We start from the raw sequence: 17,969 nt of genomic DNA on the forward strand, positions 1-17,969 counted from the left end.
CATGGCTGGACAGCAGATAGGATCGACTCGGCATGCACCCCACCCCAGAACGCTCAGCCCCTTCCTTGCACCGCCTGCGCCGTCCCCAGCGGCGACCCGTGGTTGTCCCGGGGGGCACGTCCGTCCCGCGCTGGCGGCGCACGCCCGCAGCCGCGGCGGTATCCGCGGCCTTGCTGGCGATCGGCGGTTGGTCGTTGCTCTGGTCGCCAGGCAGCGTCCACGCCGCCGCGCCGGGCGCCAACTGGTTCGCCGCCGGCGCGGGCGCGGGCGGCCAGGCGCGCGCGGCGCAGCGCGCGCCCGCGCCTGGGGCGACCCTGCCCACTTCGGCGCGCCAGCAGGCGCAGGCGCGCGAGCAGCTCTCGCGCTCGATCGCCAACCTGAACCGCACGGCCAACGCCATTGCCGCGCAGCAGGCCGCGCAGGAGCAGGTCCGCAGTCATGCGCAGAATGCCGCCTGGGTGCGCGACGGCCTGGGCGCGGACGGCCTGGATCGGCTGGCCGGCGGGCGCTGGGACGCGGCCGCGCCCGAAACCGGCGTCAAGGACGGGCGCCAGCAGGTCACGATTACGCAGGACAGGCCGCGCGCGATCCTGGAGTGGAACAGCTTTCACGTGGGGCGCAATACGGACCTGACCTTCAGGCAGGCGTCTACGGATGCCGTGCTGAACAAGGTGATGGGCGATGCGCGCCCCAGCCAGATCCAGGGCAGCATCCACGCCGACGGCACGGTGATGATCGCCAACCAGAACGGCGTGGTGTTCACCGGCAGCAGCCAGGTCAATGTGCGCAACCTGGTGGCCGCGGCGGCCGCCACCACCGGCAGCCAGGGGCAGGCCCTGGACGCGCAGTTTCTGGCCCGCGGGCTGTATTCCGAAGGCGGCACGCCCACGTTCCAGGATGCCTTGGGCAACATCGAAGTCCAGGCGGGCGCGCGCCTGGCCACGCACGCGCCCGGCTCGGTCACCGAGGGCGGGGGCTACGTGCTGCTGCTGGGCCGCGAGGCGCACAACGCGGGCCAGATCAGCACGCCGCGCGGGCAGACGCTGCTGGCCGCGGGCGACGAGTTTTTCATCCGCAAGGGCTACGGCACCGAAGCCAACAGCTTCTCGACCACGCGGGGCAACGAGGTGGCTCCGGGCCGGGTCGAGCGCTACGACGACCAAGGCAACCCGATGCCCAGCGTGGCGGGCCTGGTGACCAACACGGGGCTGATCACCGCGCGCGAGGGCGACATCACGCTTACCGGCCACGACGTGCGCCAGGCAGGGGTGGTGGTAGCCACCACCTCGGTGAACACGCGCGGCACCATCCACCTGCTCAATTCGGCCAGCGATGCCCAGGGGCGCGTGACGCTGGGCGAGCAGGCCACCACGGCGATCCTGCTGCAGGACGACGGCCAGACGGCGCTGGACAGCCAGCGCCAGGCGCTGATAGAGGAGTCGGCCCGGCGCGACCTCGAGCGCGTGGCCGGGGCCATCGCGCCCTTCGACAACCTGTCGACCCTGCCTGACCGGCGCGAGCAGTCGCGCATCGAGATCGTCTCGGGCCAGCACGTGGACTTCGCGCCGGGCAGCCTGACCTTGGCCACGGGCGGGCAGGTGGCCGTGAGCGCGCAGGGCCGCGCGCAGGTGCAGGGCGGGGCCACGCTGGACGTGTCGGGAGCGGTGGGCGTGCGCGTGGCCATGGAGGGCAACAACCTGCGGGTCAACATCCAGGGCAACGAGCAGCGCGATGCGCCGGTGAACCGCGACAGCGGCCAGCTGAACAACCTGGACGTGTGGGTGGACCGGCGCAGCCTGGTCTTCGTGCCGGCGGGCACCGGGGGTTACGAGAGCGACCGGTGGTACACGGCTGGCGGCCTGCTGGAAGTGGGCGGCTACCTGGGCAACCAGGCGCACACGATAGGCGAGTGGGCCGCACAGGGCGGCACGGTGACGCTGGGAGCCACGGAGGTGGTGACGCAGCGCGGCGCGATGGTGAACATCGCAGGCGGCACGCTGGACGTGCAGGATGGCTACATCAACCAGAGCTGGCTGCGCGGGGCCGACGGGCGCCTGTACACGGTGTCGGATGCGCCGGCGGACATGCTGTACGAGGGGCTGTACCGGGGATATGCGCGCCACAGCGAGCGCTGGGGCCGCACCGACACCTGGTACAACCCGCTGGTGGCGCCGCGGCGGCGCTGGGAAGCAGGCTACACGGTAGGGCGCGATGCGGGCCGCCTGGTCATCTCGGCGCCGGGCGTGATGGGCTCGGGCGAGGGCGACACCCGGGTGGTGACGGCGGTGCTCGAAGGCGACATCGACGCCAGCGTCTACCAGGGTTCACTGCAGGACACCCGCGCCAATGCGGCGCTGGCCGATGCCTATCTGCAGTCGCAGCGCGCGGTGGCGCGCCGCGGCGAAGTCGCGCTGGTCTCGCAGCGCTACAACAACTCGGACTCGCCCTTGCGCGAGTGGGAGGCCGCGCGCCACGTTCGCATCGCCAACGGCGAGCACGCGCCGCTGACTTTCGAAGACGCTTTCGACGAGGCCTTCGCCGGCACGGTGCACCTGGATGCCGGCCGGCTCAACGATGCGCAGCTGGGCAGCCTGCTGCTGCGTGCGACCGAGTCGGCCAGCCTCGCGGCCCCGCTCGTGTTGGCGGCCGGCGGCGAGCTGGCGGTTCATGCGGCCAGCATCGACGTGGCGGCCGACGTGACTGCGCGCGCCGGCGCCATCCTGCTGACCAACGTGCGGGGCGAGAACCTGGGCGTGCTTGCGCCGGCCCAGGGCCGGCCTGCCATCACCGTGCAGCCGGGCGTAACGCTGGACACGCGCGGGCTTTGGACCAACTATCGCCTGGATGCGCAAGCCGGCGAACAGGATGCCGCGCCCGGCGCCGACGTTGCCGGGCCGGACGAAGCTGGGTCGGCCCAAGCGTGGCGCCTGGCCTACATCGACGGCGGCTCGGTCACCTTGCGCAGTTCGGGCGACGTGACGCTGTCGGCCGGCTCGGTCATCGACGCCTCGGCCGGCGGCGCCATCCTGGCCAATGGCGGCATGCGGGGCGGGGCCGGCGGCGATATCGCCCTGGTGGCCAGCCATGCCTGGAATCCGAGTGCTGACCGGGGCAACCACGGCGACCTCACGCTTGACGGCACGGTGGTGTCGCGCGGTTTCACGCGCGGCGGCCGGCTCACGCTGCAGACCGGTGGCATGCTGTCCATCGGCGGTCAGGTCGGCGGCGTGGGCGGCACGCTGGCGGCCGGCACGCCGGCGCCCTACGAGCTGGTGCTGGCGGCCGATACGCCTATCCCGGCGGGCACTGTTTTGCCGGTGGACGCGACGATCAAGCTGGATACCGTGCCGCCGGGCGGCACGCTGCCATCGGGCTATTGGTCTTTTGCCAACTATGGCATGCGCGACTACAAGGACTTCAACGGCAACGGCGATACCGAAGAGTATCTGGTAACGCAGGCGGACTGGGCCGATATTCCGGTGCAGATGAACATCATCGACAGGGACGGCCTGTACCGCACCATCGGCCAGGGGCAAGTCCTGCCTGCCGGTTCGCAGATCACCGGCATCTTCGGCAATCACATCGGCATGTATGCCATCACCTTTCCGGCGGACGTGTTCCCGCAAGGGGTGCCGATCCGCCAGGACCCCTGGACGGCGGAGCAGTTCCTGAGCGTTCCGCTACCGCTGACCGCGGGTTCGCCCGCTCCCATGGACGTGTCGCTGCCGGCCGGGACGGTCCTGCCGCAAGGCACGGTCGCGGCGCTGGACATGCCGGTTCGGCCGCTGCGCGAACTGAGCCTGGCGCCTTCGTTCTTCCAGTCGGGCTTTTCCGGATACGCCGTCAACGGCCAGAGCGCGCTCGTCGTCACGGCCGGCACGCAGGTCCGCGCCAGCATGCCGGTCTACCATTTCGACGACACGGTGCGGCTCACGCCGACCGGCGCCGACCTGGCGCATGCCGCCAGCTTCTCGCTGGACCCGGTCTATATCGAGAACCCGGACACCGCCACGCTGACGCAACGCGGCGGCACGGAGGTCGGCCTGTACTCCGTGTCGGCGATAGGCAGCAAGGACGCCACGCGCAGCGGCACGGCGATCGTGCAAGAGGGCGCAGCCGTCGAGGTCGATCCCGGCAGCCGGATCGCCATCGCCAGCGGCGGCCAGATCGAGATCCATGGTGTCATCGCCGCGCCGGGCGGCGACATCGCCATCGTCAACGAATCCGGTTTCGGCGAAAGCCCCGTTCCGGCCAGCATGCATCCGGGCGGGCTGTCCCTATGGATCGGCGAACGGGCCGTGCTGGACGCGGCCGGCCGCGTCCACGTGGCGCGCGACCGCTACGGGCGCCGCTATGGCGTGGCGCCCGGCGGCGGGCGCATCACACTGGGCAGCGAAGGCGGTCAGTACCGGCTCGTCGACAGCACCGGCGACGCGATCGAGCCGGGCAATGAACAATCGACGCATGCCTACGTGGTGCTGCGCCCGGGCTCGGTACTGGACGTTTCAGGGGCCTCGGCGACGTTGGATTTGCCTGTCGGCAATGCCTTGCATCGTGCCAGCATGCCGGCCGCGATTTACGGGGATGGCGGATCCATCGCGTTGCGCAGTTACTCAGGCATACACGCGAATGGCGTATTGCGCGCGTTCGGCGGCGGCCCGGGCGCAGCGGGCGGGGAGCTGGTTCTTACCCTGGAATCCCCGATATTGCCCACCATCGGCGGCCAGAGTCCCGACACGCCGGCGTTCATGCTGCTGCGGGCCCCGCGCGTGCTGACCGTCGGCCAGGCCGGCGGCGGATATTCCTTGCCGGAGGACGCGGCACCGGGCCAGGCGGCCGCCGGCCTGGCGCTGGGCCAGGCCACTATCGGCGCGGACCAGGTCGCCGCGGGCGGCTTCGATGCGCTGACCCTGCGTGCGCGTGATGCCATCGTGTTCGACGGCGACGTGAGCCTGTCGATGGGCCGCAGCCTTGCCTTGAAGTCCGGCCAGTACGCCAACCGGTCGGCCGGCACAGTCGCGCTGGCCGCGCCCCACGTGCTGCTGCAGGGGCAGACCGGCATGGTGGCGACCAACGTTTTCACGCTGCCTGACCAAGTGCCGCACTACACCCAGGATGGCACGGCCACGGGCGCACCCCGCGGCGCGGCCTTCTCCGTCAGCGGCAAGCTGGTCGACATCAGCAATGCAGTACAGATCGTATACGCCGATACGCGGATCGCCAGCAGCGGCGATTTGCGTCTGCTGAGCGGCGGCAGTTCCATCACGTACAACCCGGCCAATTGGGAGAATCCTTACAGCACCGTCGTCACGCCCACCTTCCTGACATCCGTGGGCGCGCTCACGCTCGTGGGCGAGCGCATCTATGCGGCAAGCGGGGCCCGGGTCACCGTGCAGGCCGGCTACAGCGCCGGGCAGAACCGTCCCTCGGACGCTGCCAGTCCGTCCGTGACGCGCGTCGCCGATGTCGTGCTGACACTGGGCCGGCCCGAAGGCGCCGCCGCGGCGCCGGCCACGCCGTATTCGGCTTTCGCCGACATGACGTTCAGCGCGGGCGACATCGTTCAGGGCGGAATGCTGTACGCGCCTCACGGCGTTATCCGCCTGTCTGCTAGCAAGATGGGCGCCAACCAGCCGGCCGCCGTGCGCTTGCTGTCCGGCAGCATTACCTCGGCCAGCGGGCAAGGCCTGGTGATGCCTTACGGCGGCACCACCGACGGCACGACCTGGATGGTGGATGGCGCCGCGCCGGTCGAAGTTGATCTGGTCACGGGCGAGATATCCCAAAGCGGGTTCGCGGGCCAATCGACACAGGGCGTGAGCATCACCGCAACCCACATCCAGAGCGAAAGCGGGGCCTTCCTGGACCTGTCCGGTGGTGGCGAGTTGACCGGCGCGGCCTTCGTGCCCGGCCGGGGAGGATCGGTGGACCGCCTGCTGCATCCTTTCAACGAGGGCGGGCAGGTCTACGCCATCGTGCCGGGCAGCCAGGGCGCGGCGCCGGTGGCCGGCGGCTACGCCGGTGTGTGGTCGGGCGACGTGCCCGGCGTGGGCCAGCAGATCACGATCCCCGAGGGCGTGCCGGGCCTGCCTGCCGGCACCTACACACTCATGCCGGCCAACTACGCGCTGGTGCCCGGGGCCTATCGGGTGGAACTGGGCGGCGCCATGACCACGGGCCTGTCGCGGGCGGTGGCCTTGCGTAACGGCACCTGGCTGGCGTCGGGCTACCAGGGCGTGGCCGGCACCGCGATCCGGGATGCCCTGCCCACACGCGTGACCTTCATGCCGGGCCAGACCGTGCGCCGGTACTCGCGGTACAACGAAACCTCCTACGCCGAGTTCCTGCGCTCCCGGGCCGATTCCTTCAGTACCGTCCGACCGGGGCTCGAGGCCGACGGCAAGTCGCTGGTGTTCACCTTCTCCGCACTGGATACTGCCTTGGCCGATGCGGCCGCCGCGCAGGCGCCCGCGCTGCAATGGGAAGGGCAGGCCGACCTGGGCGCGGATCGTGGAGGCTATGGCGGTGCGCTGGCCCTGAGGCTGGATGGTCCGCAGGGGCTGGTCATCACCGGCGACACCGGCAGCAACAGCTTCCGATCGCTCACGCAGACCGTGTTGAAAGCCTCGGACATCAACGCCATCGGCGCGCCTAGCGTATTCATCGGCGGTACGCCTTCCGTCGCCAATGGCGATCCCTTGCAGATCATGTTCAACGGCGTGCAGCTACAGTCTCTCGTGCTCGAAGCGGGCGCAACCTTGACCGGCGGGCAGGTGTTCCTGAACGCCACGCAGGGGGGAACCATCCGGCTCGAATCCGGATCCGGCATCGACACGCGGGGCTATGCAGACGTGGCGCTACGGGATTCCTCCTTGGGCTATTTCTTCGGCGGCGGCCTGCCGATGGTGGCGGTGTCCAACGGCCAGATCGATCTTTCCCTCAATTCGCTGCAATACGCGGCCGGAACGATACACGTCAGCGACGGGGCAGCCATTCGTTCGCGCGGCGGCATCAGCTTCCTGTCGCGCGACGGCGTGTCGCTCGAAGGCAGTCCCAAGCTCGCGGCGCCCAGCCTCGACATTGCTGCCGCCTCGATCAACCTGGGCAGCGCCGGCGACCTGGCGGCTGCACAGGCGGCCGGCGTGCTCCCGGCCGGCTTCAACCTGGACCAGCAGTTGGTGGAGCGGCTGGTCGCTGGCGATCCCGGTGCAGGGCTGCCAGGCGTGCGCCATCTGAAGCTCACCACCAACACCTCGTTCAACGTGTACGGCTCGGTGAATCTGGCGTTGACGGATGGCGCGGGCCGGCCGCTATTGGATTCGCTCACCTTCACCACGCCGGCAATCTATGGCGCTGGCGGCGAGGGGGACCGGGCGCGCCTGTCGCTGGATACCTTCATATGGAATACCCCCCAACGTGTTGCGTCGACCACGGGCGACGGCAGGCAGATCTATGACAGCGCGCTGCCCGGCGCCACGATCGCCGGCGGCCCGGGCCAGGGGCAAGGCGCGCTGGAGATCGATGCCCGTGTCATCGAGGTGGGTCATCTGCCCCGGATGAGCGGCGGCCAATCCGTGACCTTCGACCACTTGATGCTGGGCTTCTCGGATGTGACGCTGCGCGCCTCGGAGCAGATCACCAGCCGCGACAGGAACACGCTCTCGCTGTGGCAGTCCGGCCCGGACCCCAGCGCCGCCTTCGACCCGGCGGCCTATGCGGGTGCCGGCGGCAACCTGACGCTGGTCACGCCCTTGCTGACGGCCGGCGCGGGCGGCGACACCGCTTACCGGGCCGGCGGCACGCTCACGCTGCGCGCGCCCGAGGGTGTCGCGCCGGCCTCGCCGGCGCATGCCGCCGATACCCTGGGCGGGCGCATCGCCTTGTTCAGCGGCGGCAACCTGCTGCTGGACACGGCCATCGTGCTGCCCAGCGGCCGGCTCGCCGCCACGGCCGAAGGCGGCATCACGCTGGGCGCCAACAGCCGCCTGGACCTGGCCGGGCGCGCCATCGGCTTCTTCGACGTGGTCAAGCACACCTGGGGCGGCGACGTGCTGCTCGAAAGCGCCGCCGGCGACATCGTGCAGCAGGCCGGCTCGCTCATCGACGTCTCGGCCGCGCACAATGCCGCCGGCACGGTGCAGTTGACCGCCACCGGCGAAGGCGCGGGGCGGGTGGTGCTCGATGGCGCCTTGATGGGCGCAGGCGTTTCGAGCCGCGACGGCGGGCGCCTGGACGTGCGCGCGCAGGTGCTGGGCAACGACGCGGCAGCTCTCTCGGCCAGTTTCGCCACGTTGAACAATGCCTTGAATGAAGGCGGCTTCACCGGCGCGCGCAGCTTCGGCATCAAGCAGGGCAGCCTGGTGATCAGCGACGCGCTTCGTGCGCATGAGGTGGTGGTGTCCGCCGACGGCGGCAGCCTGACGGTGACGGGCAGGATCGATGCCAGCGGTCAGGTGCCCGGCATCATCCGCCTGGCCGCGCGCGACGATCTCGTGCTGGCCGGCACCGCCGTGCTCGATGCGCGGGGCACCGAGCTGCAGGTCGACGGCTACGGCCAGGCCATCCACGCCAAGAACCGCGGCCATATCGAGCTGGCCAGCCGCGGCGGCTGGCTGCGCCTGCAGGCGGGCTCGCGCATGGACCTGTCCTCGCCCGACGGCGTGAATCGCGGTCAGGTGGAACTGAACGCCGGTCGCACCGGCGAGACCAGCGGCGACCTGCGCATCCAGACCGACAGTGGCCTGGCCATCGCCGGCGCGCGCGGCATCTTCCTGAACGCCGTGCAGCGCTACGAGCTGGCCGGCGGCAGCGTGATCGACCAGGCGCTGCTCGACGGCTACGACACGGCCAGCCAGGCCTTCATCGCGGCGGCCTATGGCGGCAACGTCGCCGGGGGCAGCCTGTCGGCGGGGCTGCAAGGCAAGCTCGCGGGCCTGACGGCCTACGGCGGAGCCTTCCACCTGCGTCCGGGCGTGGAGATTACCTCTGAAGGCGACCTGTCCACCTCGGGCGACATCGATCTGTCGGGCTACCGCTATGGACCGCAAGCCGACCGCGATCTGGCCTCGGCCCGATACGGCGCGGGCGAGGCCATGAGCCTGGTGGTGCGTGCCGGGGGCGACCTGGACATCCAGGGGAGCATTTCGGATGGGTTCAAGGCGGTGGTGGGCATGCCGCCTACCACGGAGGTTTTGGAGGGCCTCGACCTTGGAGACACGCGGTACTTCACGTTCTGGGGGGGGGTGTGGTTCTACCCGGACGGCTACCACTCCTTGGGGGCGGGTTTCCCTGCGGTCGTCACCGATCCGGCCGGCTGGACGGTGCCTTACCTGCCCGACGGCAGCCCAATCCCGTGGAATATCCTGCCGGCCAATAGCGCCGACGAGTGGACCGCGCTCAAGTGGGAGTCCGGCACCCACATTCCCTATGGCACCCTCGTATACAGTCTCTCCATCCCTGTCGGCATGGGCCCGGCATTCGCCGGCCTGAGCGTCCAGACCGATCCCGGACGGCCGAGCTATCAGGCGACGCACCCGCTGGCGACGATGCTGGCGCCCGGCTCCCAGTCCGCCACGCTACGTCTTGTCGCCGGCGCGGATTTGCAGGCCACCTTCTCGCGTACCTTGCGAGCTGCCAGCGTGCTGGACGGCCGCGGCAGCCTGCGTCTGAGCGATCCGCATGCCAATGCAAGCGGCGTGCCGATTCCCAGCGTCGTACGCACCGGAACGGGCGCCCTGGATCTGCTGGCCGGGGGGGACATCGAGCAGCAGTCGTTGTACGGCATTTATACGGCAGGCGCCGATACGGGCGCCGTCGGCCTTCCCGAAGGCGCCTACCTGCCCGATTATGGCGGCGACCTGACCCTCGCAGCCCAGGGCGACGTCAGCGGCTACAACTATGTCGATACGAGCGGCGTGAACTTCCAGTCCTTGTCGAACTGGCTGATACGCCAAGGCGGCGCGGGCGCCAATGCGGCCTGGGCAATCCGTTTCGGAGCGACCTTGCTCACCACCGGATGGAGCGCCAGCCCATACGTGGGCGGGTTCGCCGGCATCGGCACGCTGGGCGGAGGCAACGTGACCCTGCTTGCCGGTGGCAACGCTGGTGCGATGAGCACGACCCGCGACGGCGGCGGGATGTCGGAATACGAGTCCCTGATGCTGGTGGTGGGCGCAAGCGGGCAGGTGACTTCCGTCACACGGGACGGGGACATCGTCACCGGAGGCACGCTGAACCAAGCCGGCGGCGGAGATCTGCGCGTGAAGGTCGGCGGGGTGTTCAACGGCGGCGACAACCGGGGCAACTGGGGCACGCAATCCGAAGACGGCTCCATGAGCATTCTCGCCAATATGCGCGGTGCGATCGACGTCGGCGCCGGCAGCATCGGCGGCATCCAGCCGCTATATACCGCCGCGCATGCGGGCGATCCGCGCGGGCTGACGTCCACCTCGGCCTACGCCGCCGATCCCGTGGGCGGCATCAGCCTGCTCATGGGCGACTCGGCGGCTACGGTGCGCACGGCCGGCGACCTGGTCCTGGGCAGCGTGGCCGATGCGGGCCACCTCTACATGCCGGACAGCACGTCCTATTTCGCGCTCTGGCAGCCGCAGTCCACCTCGCTGACGCTGTTTGCCGCGGGCGGCAACCTCGTGCCCCATACGGGCAGCGGGTTGGGCGGCAACGGCACGGACATGCTGCCGGGCAGCTTTGCGGCGGTGGCCGCCAGCGGCAGCCTGTACTACGGCGGCTACTACACGAGCGGCAGTACGTTGACCGTGGCGCCTTCGCCCAGGGGCAACCTGGAGCTGCTGGCACGCGACTCCATCTACGGTGCGGGCCTGGCCTGGGGGAACAGCTATACCAGCGCGGGGACCATACGCATCAATGTGTCGGGCGCGGGCTGGGGGCCGAACGACATCCCCAATCCGTTCCGACCCGTGCACACGACGTCGGCCAACTACCATCAGGCGCCCTACTTCATCGGCCAGACGCCGGTGCGCTACGAGCACGCCGGGGATCCCGCGCCGATCCGCATCTATGCCGTCACCGGCGACATCCAGAGCGTGTCGCTGGGCGAGACCGCGCAGATCCTGGACACCACGACGTACACCTACTCGACGCAGTACATCGCGGCCAAGTCGGCGCGCATCCTGGCCGGGCGCGACATCGTCAACTTCGGCGCGGGTACCGGAACGGGCGGCGGCAACGCGGCCCCCGGATTGATCATGAACGTGCACGACACCGACGTGTCGCTGATCCAGGCCGGACGCGATATCTTCCATCTCAACGTGGATGTCGCCGGTCCCGGTTCGCTCGATGTCATCGCCGCAGGCAATATCTACCAGGGTGACCGCGGCAGCATCAACAGCATCGGCCCGGTGGTGCCCGGCGACACGCGCCCCGGCGCCTCCATCGCCGTGATGGCCGGCGCGGGAGCGGCGGGGGCGGACTACGCCGCCTTCGCCGCGCGGTACCTGGATCCGGCCAACCAGGCCGACACGCGCCCGGGCTATCCGCTGGCCGACCAGCCCGGCAAGGTGGCGTACGTGTACGACGAGGAGCTCATCGCCTGGCTCACCGAGCGCTATGGCTCGGATACCGGGCTGCGCTTTGCCGACGACGGCGCGCCGGTGGTCTTCGACCCCGACACGGCGGATCCGCTGGCCTTCTTCCAGCGCCTGGCCCCCGAGCAGCAGCGCATCTTCCTGCGCCAGGTGTACTTCGCCGAGCTGCGTGCGGGCGGACGCGAGTACAACGACGCCGACGGCCCGCGCTTTGGCAGCTACCTGCGCGGCAGGCAGGCCATCGCCGCGCTGTTCCCCGAGGAAGCGCCGGTGCCCGATGCGCAAGGCCAGCCCGTGCTCGATGCGGACGGCCTGCCGCTGACGCAAGCCATTGCGCGCGGTGGGAATTTCACCATGTTCGGCGGCTCGGGCATCCGCACACTGTACGGCGGGGACATCCACATGCTGGTGCCGGCCGGCCAGACGCTGGTGGGCGTCGAAGGCCTGGTGCCGCCGGCCAGCGCCGGGGTGGTCACGCAAGGCAAGGGCGAGATCGGCATGTACTCGCAAGGCAGCATCTTGCTGGGCTTGTCGCGCATCATGACGACCTTCGGCGGGGGCATCACGGCGTGGTCGGCCCAGGGCGACATCAACGCGGGCCGCGGCGCCAAGACCACCATCGTCTACACCCCGCCGCGGCGCGTGTACGACGCTTTTGGCAACGTGACCTTGTCGCCGGACGTGCCCAGCACGGGCGCGGGCATCGCCACGCTCAACCCCATCCCCGAGGTGCCGCCGGGCGACGTGGACCTGATCGCGCCCCTGGGCACGATCGACGCGGGCGAGGCGGGCATCCGGGTCTCGGGCAACGTGAACATCGCGGCCTTGCAGGTGGTCAACGCGGCCAACATCCAGGTGCAGGGCGAGGCGGCGGGCATCCCGGTGGTGGCGGCGGTCAACGTCGGGGCGCTGACCAGCGCCAGCGCAGCCTCCACGGCGGCGGCCGACGCGGCGCAGGAGTCGGTGGCGCGCAGCCGCGCGGCGGCGCGCCAGAACCTGCCGTCGATCATCAGCGTGCAGATCCTGGGCTTTGGCGACGAGCCGGCCGCGGGCGGGCCGGCGGGTTCGGGCCGGGCCGATCCCCAGGCCGGGAATGCGCTGCAGGTCCTGGGCGATGGACCGCTGGCGCCGGCGCAGGCCGCCAGACTGACCGTTGCGGAGCGTCAAAGGCTGGGCCGTTGAGGGCGAAGCAGGCGGCCGGCCTGGCCGCCTGGCTTCACACGTAGCAAGGCCCCTCGATCAGCGGATGCTCGGCCAGGAAGTGCGGGTCCGGCGACAGGCCGATGCCCGGGCCGTCCAGCGGCGCCACGCAGCCCTGGGCATCCAAGGCATAGGGCTGCTTGCCGGCCAGATGGTCGCGGAAGGGATTCAGGCCCGTTACGTCGCCCTCGAAATAGCCGGGATTGTCCACCGCGCACAGGTAGTGGATGGAGGTGGCCATGTTGATGGCGGTGGCCGAGGTGTGCGGGTTCACCGTCATCTTGCGCGCGCTGCACATCGCCGCGATGCGCATGGCCTCCGTGATGCCGCCGGTTTTGGATAGGTCGGGCTGCGCGTAGCGCACCGCGCCGTCCTGCAGCAGCGTGTCGAACTCGTAGCGGGTGTAGTGGTTCTCGCCCGCGGCCAGCGGCGTGCGGCCCAGTTGCGCGGCCGCCTGGTAGGCGTGCCTGTCGCAGGCGGGGAAGGGCTCTTCCAGCCAGCCCACGTCTAGCTCGTCGTAGGCCGGCATGACGCGCCGCACGTCTTCCAGCGTGTAGCCGGTGTTGGCGTCGACCAGCAGTTCTATCTCCTCGCCCAGCGCCTCGCGCACCGCGCGCACCCGTGCGATGTCGCGCCGGGGCGTATCGCCCACGCGCAGCTTCAGGGCGCGGTAGCCTTGCCGCACCAGCGCGCGCGCCTCCTCGACCAGGTCGGCGGGGTCCTGCCAGCCCAGGGCGATGCCGCCGGCATAGGCCTTGACCGGCTTGGCGCTGCCGCCCAGCAGCCGGTACAGCGGCCAGCCGGTGGCCTGGCTGCGCAGGTCCCACAGCGCCAGGTCCAGGCCGCTCAAGGCCAGCGCCGCGGCCGCGCCCATGCCGTGGCTGGCCAGCTGCATGCGGTATACCTTGTGCCAGACGCCGGCCACGTCCAGCGCGTCCATGCCCAGCACCAGCTCGCGCAGCGTGGTGTCCACCAGCCGCGCGATGGCGCCGGGGCAGCGGCCGTGATGGCCCTCGCCCCAGCCCACGTGGCCCTGGTCGGTTTCCACCCGCACCAGCACGGCGTCGCGCTTGACGCTGCGGCCTATGCCCAGGCGCACGGATTTTTCCGGCGGGACGGGAAAGGAGATGGGGACGGCACGTATGTCTGCAATCTTCATCGGGCGGCCTCGGCAAGGATCTCGGGGTTGACCAGGTGGGCGGGGCGTTCGCCGCGCAAGATGGCGGCCATCTGCTGCGCCGCGCCCATGCTCATGTTGCGCATGCTGGTGGCGGTGATGCCGGCCACGTGCGGCGTAAGCAGCAGGTTGGGGCAGTCCAGCAGCGGGCTGTCGGCCGGCAGCGGCTGCACCGCGTGCACGTCCAGCGCCGCGCCGCCCAGCCTGCCTTCGTGCAGCGCCTGGCCCACGGCCTGCGCATCGACCACCGGGCCGCGCGCCACGTTGATGAGCAGCGCGCCAGGCTTCATGCGCGCCAGCGCCTGGGCGTCGATCAGGCCGCGGGTCGATTCGTTCAGGGGGCAGCACAGCACGACCACGTCGGCGGCCGCCAGCATTTCCGCCAGCGGCGCATGGCGCACGCCTTGCGGCACCGACCTGGGGTCGGGCGTGACGCCCAGCACCGTCATGCCCAGGGCCGCGGCCTTGCGCGCCATCTGGCTGCCGATGGCGCCCAGGCCCACGATGCCGCAGGCCGCGCCGTCGATCTCCTGCGTGGCGTCGGCCAGCGCCCGGGCGCTCGCCCAGCCCTGGCTGCGCAGCAGCGCGTCCATGCGCTGCAGCGGCCGGCGCAGGTTCAGCATGGCGCTGATCGCATACTCCACCACGGCGCAAGTGTTCGAGCCGGGCACGTTGGCCACGGGAATGCGGCGCGCGGTAGCCGCCTGCACCGGGATCATGTCCAGGCCCACGCCGTGGCGCACCACGCCGCGCAGCGCGGGCGCCGCCTCGAAGATGTCCGGCGGCAGCTGGGCGCGCACGATGATGCCCTGCGCCTGCGCGGCCAGGCGCTTGAGGGTGTCGGGCGCGGTGTCCGGCGCCAGCACCAGCTCGGCCAGGGGTTCGAGCAGCGCGCGCGCATCGGGATGGATGGGGTTGGTCAGCAATACCTGGGGTTTGTCGTTCATTGCGTGTCCTGTGCAGCCCCGCCTGCGACGACGGGATTGGAAAGCCGGCCCAGGCCCTGGACGGCCAGCGTGACGGTGGAACCGGCAGCCAGCCAGCGCGGCGGCGTGTGCGCGCCGGCCACGCCGGCCGGGGTGCCGGTGGCGATCACGTCGCCCGGGTCCAGCGGCATGCGTGCCGAGACGTACTCGATCAGGGTGGCGATGTCGAACAGCATGCGGGCGGTGGACGATTGCTGCAGCACCTGGCCGTCCACCTCCAGGCCGATGTCCAGCGCCATCGGGTCGCCGATCTCCTCGGGCGTGGCCAGCCACGGGCCCAGCGGGCCGGAGGTGGGCTGGTTCTTGCCGCGCACGAAACCGCCGTCGGCCTTGACCATGGCCGTCACGCTCACGTCGTTGAATATCGTGTAGGCGCACACGTGCGAGAGCGCAGCCTGGCGCGAAACCCTCAGCGCCGGCGTGCCGATGACCGCGGCCAGCTCGGCTTCATAGGTGACGTGTTCGAGCGCCGGGCCCAGCACGATGGGCTCGCCCGGCCCGATCACCGTGCGCCCCGACTTGACGAATACCACGGGCTCGGCCGGATGCGGCATGTTGCGCTCGGCCAGCGCATCCACGTAGTTGAAGGCCGCGCCCACCACCTTGCCGGGCCGGGGCAGCGGGGCGGCCAGGCGCAGTCCCGCCAGCGGGCGCAGGGCGTCGGCGGGCGGCCCGCCGGCCAGCAGGCGCTGCCCGACGTCCTGCAGGCCCTGCTCGATCCAGTGCAGCATGGCCGGCGCCAGCTGGCCGAGCCGCGCCAGGCAGTGCGGATGGCTGCCGTCCAGCACCCGCGCGCGCGCATCGTCCGGTTCGCCCAGCAGCAGGCCGGGCACGATGCGCGCCTGCGCATCGTAGAAGGAAACGAAGCGCATGGTCAGGCCACCCGATAGCGGTCCAGCACGTCGCGCTTGATCTCGATGCCCAGGCCCGCGCCTGTCGGGATGGCAACCACGCCCTTGCGCTGCACGATGGGCTCGACCGAGAGCAGGTCGCGAAAGGGGTTTTCGCATTGCTCGAATTCCAGCATGGGCGGCACGGGCCGGTAGCTGGGCGGCTGGTCCGGCAGCGCGGCCAGAAAGTGCAGCGTGGCGGCCAGGCCGATCACCGAGCCCCAGGCGTGCGGCACGCATTCGACGCCATGCGCGGTGGCCAGCGCGGCGATCTTGCGGCATTCGCTGATGCCGCCGGCGGCGCACACGTCCGGCTGGATGATGTCCATGGCCTTGCGCGCTACCAGGTCGCGAAAGCCCCAGCGGGTGAACTCGTTCTCGCCGCCGGCCACGGCCATGTCCAGCGCGCGCGTCACCTCGATGTAGCCGTCCACGTCTTCGGGCGAGATGGGCTCCTCGAACCATTCCACGTTCAGCTGCTCCAGCTCGCGGCCCAGGCGGATGGCCGCCGGCACGGTAAAGCAATGGTTGGCGTCGACCATCAGCCGCACGTCCTCGCCGATGGCGCGCCGCACCGCCGCCACGCGCTCGATGTCCAGCTTGGGCGAGCCCAGGCCGATCTTCATCTTGATGGCGGTAAAACCCTCGGCCGCATAGCCTTGGGCTTCCTCCACCGCTTCCTCGATCAGGCGGTCCATGTCGATGAAGTACAGCCCCGTGGCATAGGCCGTGACCTCGCTGCGGAAGGCCCCGCCGATCAGCTTGTGCACCGGCTTGCCGCAGGACTTGCCGACGATGTCCCACAGCGCGATGTCGATGCCGCTGAGCGCCGAGATCGACATGCCCTTGTTGCCGTAGTCCTTGATGCGGTTGTAGAGGTCTTCCCAGATGACTTCCACGTCGAAGGCGTCGCGCCCGACGATGCGCGGGGCATACTGGCTTTCGATGAAGGCGCGCGCCACCTGGGCCGGGCCGTAGCACTCGCCCCAGCCCACGATGCCGTCCTGGGTCTCGATCTCGACGATGCACGAGCCGCGCGTCTTGTACAGCCAGCCGCGCGAGGAGGTGAAGGGCCGTTCGACCGGCGCGCTGACCACATGGCAGGTCACTTTCTTGATGATGCTCACGAATGCCTCTCTTTGGGTTTACTGCTTTGCCTGGGTAAAGACCTTGCTGCCGACCTCGTTGAGCGTGCGCTGCACGGCCTGGACTTCCGTATCGAGCGCCTCGCCCGTCTTGTCGTCGACCACGAAGCCGTTCTTGGCCGCGAAGTCCTTGAACTTCTCGCTCTGGATGGCCTTGCCGAAGGCCTGCACCAGGCGCTGGCGCACCGGCTCGGGCAGGCCGGCCGGACCGACCACATAGGCCATCTGCACCAGCGGGCCATAGGGGAAGGCGTCATGGCCCGCCTCGTTGAAGGTCGGCACCTGCGGCAGCACGTCCAGCCGCTGCCTGTCGAACACGGCGATGGGCACCACGTAGCCGGCGTCGATCTGCGCGCGGCTCTCCGAGGGCTTGAGCACCGCCGCGTCGATCTGCTTGCCCGCCAGGTCGGCGATCACGCGCGAGCCGCCGGGGTAGGGCACGTTGACGTAGCCCACGCCGGCCGCGCGGGCGGTCATCTCGGCGAAGATGTGGTTCAGGTTGTTGGTGCCCGGCGTGCCGATCGAGACCTTGCCGGGGTTGTCCTTCATGTATTGCAGGAACTCCTCCAGGTTGGCGGCCGGGCCGCCCTTGGGCACCAGCAGCATCAACGGATCGATGGACACGCGCGCGATGTGGGTGAATTGCTCGTTGCGCAGCGGCGTCATGTTCTGCGCGATCTGCGCCAGCGTCGAGCTGGTGCCCATGCCCAGCACGTAGCCGTCGGGCGCCGCGTTGGCTACCCGGGTCAGGCCGATGGCGCCGGTGGCCCCGGGCGCGTTCTCCACGATCATCGTGATGCCGTCCTCGGCCAGGATCTGCTGCAGCGCGCGGGCGGCGATGTCGTTCGAGCCGCCGGCGTTCCAGGGCACGATGAAGCGGATCTCGCGGTTGGGGAAGTTGTCCGCCGCCTGAGGCGCGGCGACGGGCAGGACCAGGCAGGCGGCCAGAAAGGCCTTTTTCATCAAGGACATGGTGCGGTCTCCGTTATGAGCCCCGGGGCACGGGG

6 protein-coding genes are annotated in these 17,969 nt (G+C 70.3%); 1 reads left to right on the plus strand and 5 read right to left on the minus strand.

All coding sequences use genetic code 11. The features are described from left to right. Positions 1 to 194: 194 nt before the first annotated feature. Positions 195 to 12,746, plus strand: a complete 12,552-nt coding sequence (locus V8Z80_RS02420; protein WP_336060875.1) for a filamentous haemagglutinin family protein — start codon at positions 195 to 197, stop codon at positions 12,744 to 12,746. A 34-nt stretch (positions 12,747 to 12,780) separates the two neighbouring features. On the opposite strand, the gene V8Z80_RS02425 is transcribed toward V8Z80_RS02420, so the two are convergent. From V8Z80_RS02425 to V8Z80_RS02445, 5 genes are read right to left on the minus strand one after another with little or no spacing between them, the layout of a single operon-like run. Further along, the gene (locus tag V8Z80_RS02425) at positions 12,781 to 13,863 is read right to left on the minus strand and encodes a mandelate racemase/muconate lactonizing enzyme family protein (protein ID WP_336060876.1); all 1,083 of its coding nucleotides are present in this window, start codon (positions 13,861 to 13,863) and stop codon (positions 12,781 to 12,783) included. A gap of 56 nt (positions 13,864 to 13,919) precedes the next feature. Beyond that, the gene (locus V8Z80_RS02430) at positions 13,920 to 14,888 is read right to left on the minus strand and encodes a hydroxyacid dehydrogenase (RefSeq protein WP_336060877.1); all 969 of its coding nucleotides are present in this window, start codon (positions 14,886 to 14,888) and stop codon (positions 13,920 to 13,922) included. Beyond that, entirely contained in the window at positions 14,885 to 15,799 is a 915-nt protein-coding gene (locus V8Z80_RS02435) for a fumarylacetoacetate hydrolase family protein (protein ID WP_336060878.1), read from the minus strand. Before V8Z80_RS02435 ends, V8Z80_RS02430 begins: the two co-directional genes overlap by 4 nt. A 2-nt stretch (positions 15,800 to 15,801) precedes the next feature. Beyond that, positions 15,802 to 16,944 (minus strand): mandelate racemase/muconate lactonizing enzyme family protein, encoded by a 1,143-nt coding sequence (locus V8Z80_RS02440; protein ID WP_336060879.1) that lies wholly within the window; start codon positions 16,942 to 16,944, stop codon positions 15,802 to 15,804. An 18-nt stretch (positions 16,945 to 16,962) separates the two neighbouring features. Next, on the minus strand, positions 16,963 to 17,934 hold the full coding sequence (locus V8Z80_RS02445) for a Bug family tripartite tricarboxylate transporter substrate binding protein (RefSeq protein WP_336060880.1): 972 nt from the start codon (positions 17,932 to 17,934) through the stop codon (positions 16,963 to 16,965). Positions 17,935 to 17,969: the final 35 nt, after the last annotated feature.

This window comes from Orrella sp. JC864, assembly GCF_037026685.1.
Lineage (GTDB): Bacteria > Pseudomonadota > Gammaproteobacteria > Burkholderiales > Burkholderiaceae_B > Orrella.

Coding starts and splice junctions, on each gene's coding strand:
- V8Z80_RS02430 (WP_336060877.1), bottom strand. CDS start 14,888: ATGAACGACAAACCCCAGGTATTGCTGACCAACCCCATCCATCCCGAT.
- V8Z80_RS02435 (WP_336060878.1), bottom strand. CDS start 15,799: ATGCGCTTCGTTTCCTTCTACGATGCGCAGGCGCGCATCGTGCCCGGC.
- V8Z80_RS02445 (WP_336060880.1), bottom strand. CDS start 17,934: ATGTCCTTGATGAAAAAGGCCTTTCTGGCCGCCTGCCTGGTCCTGCCC.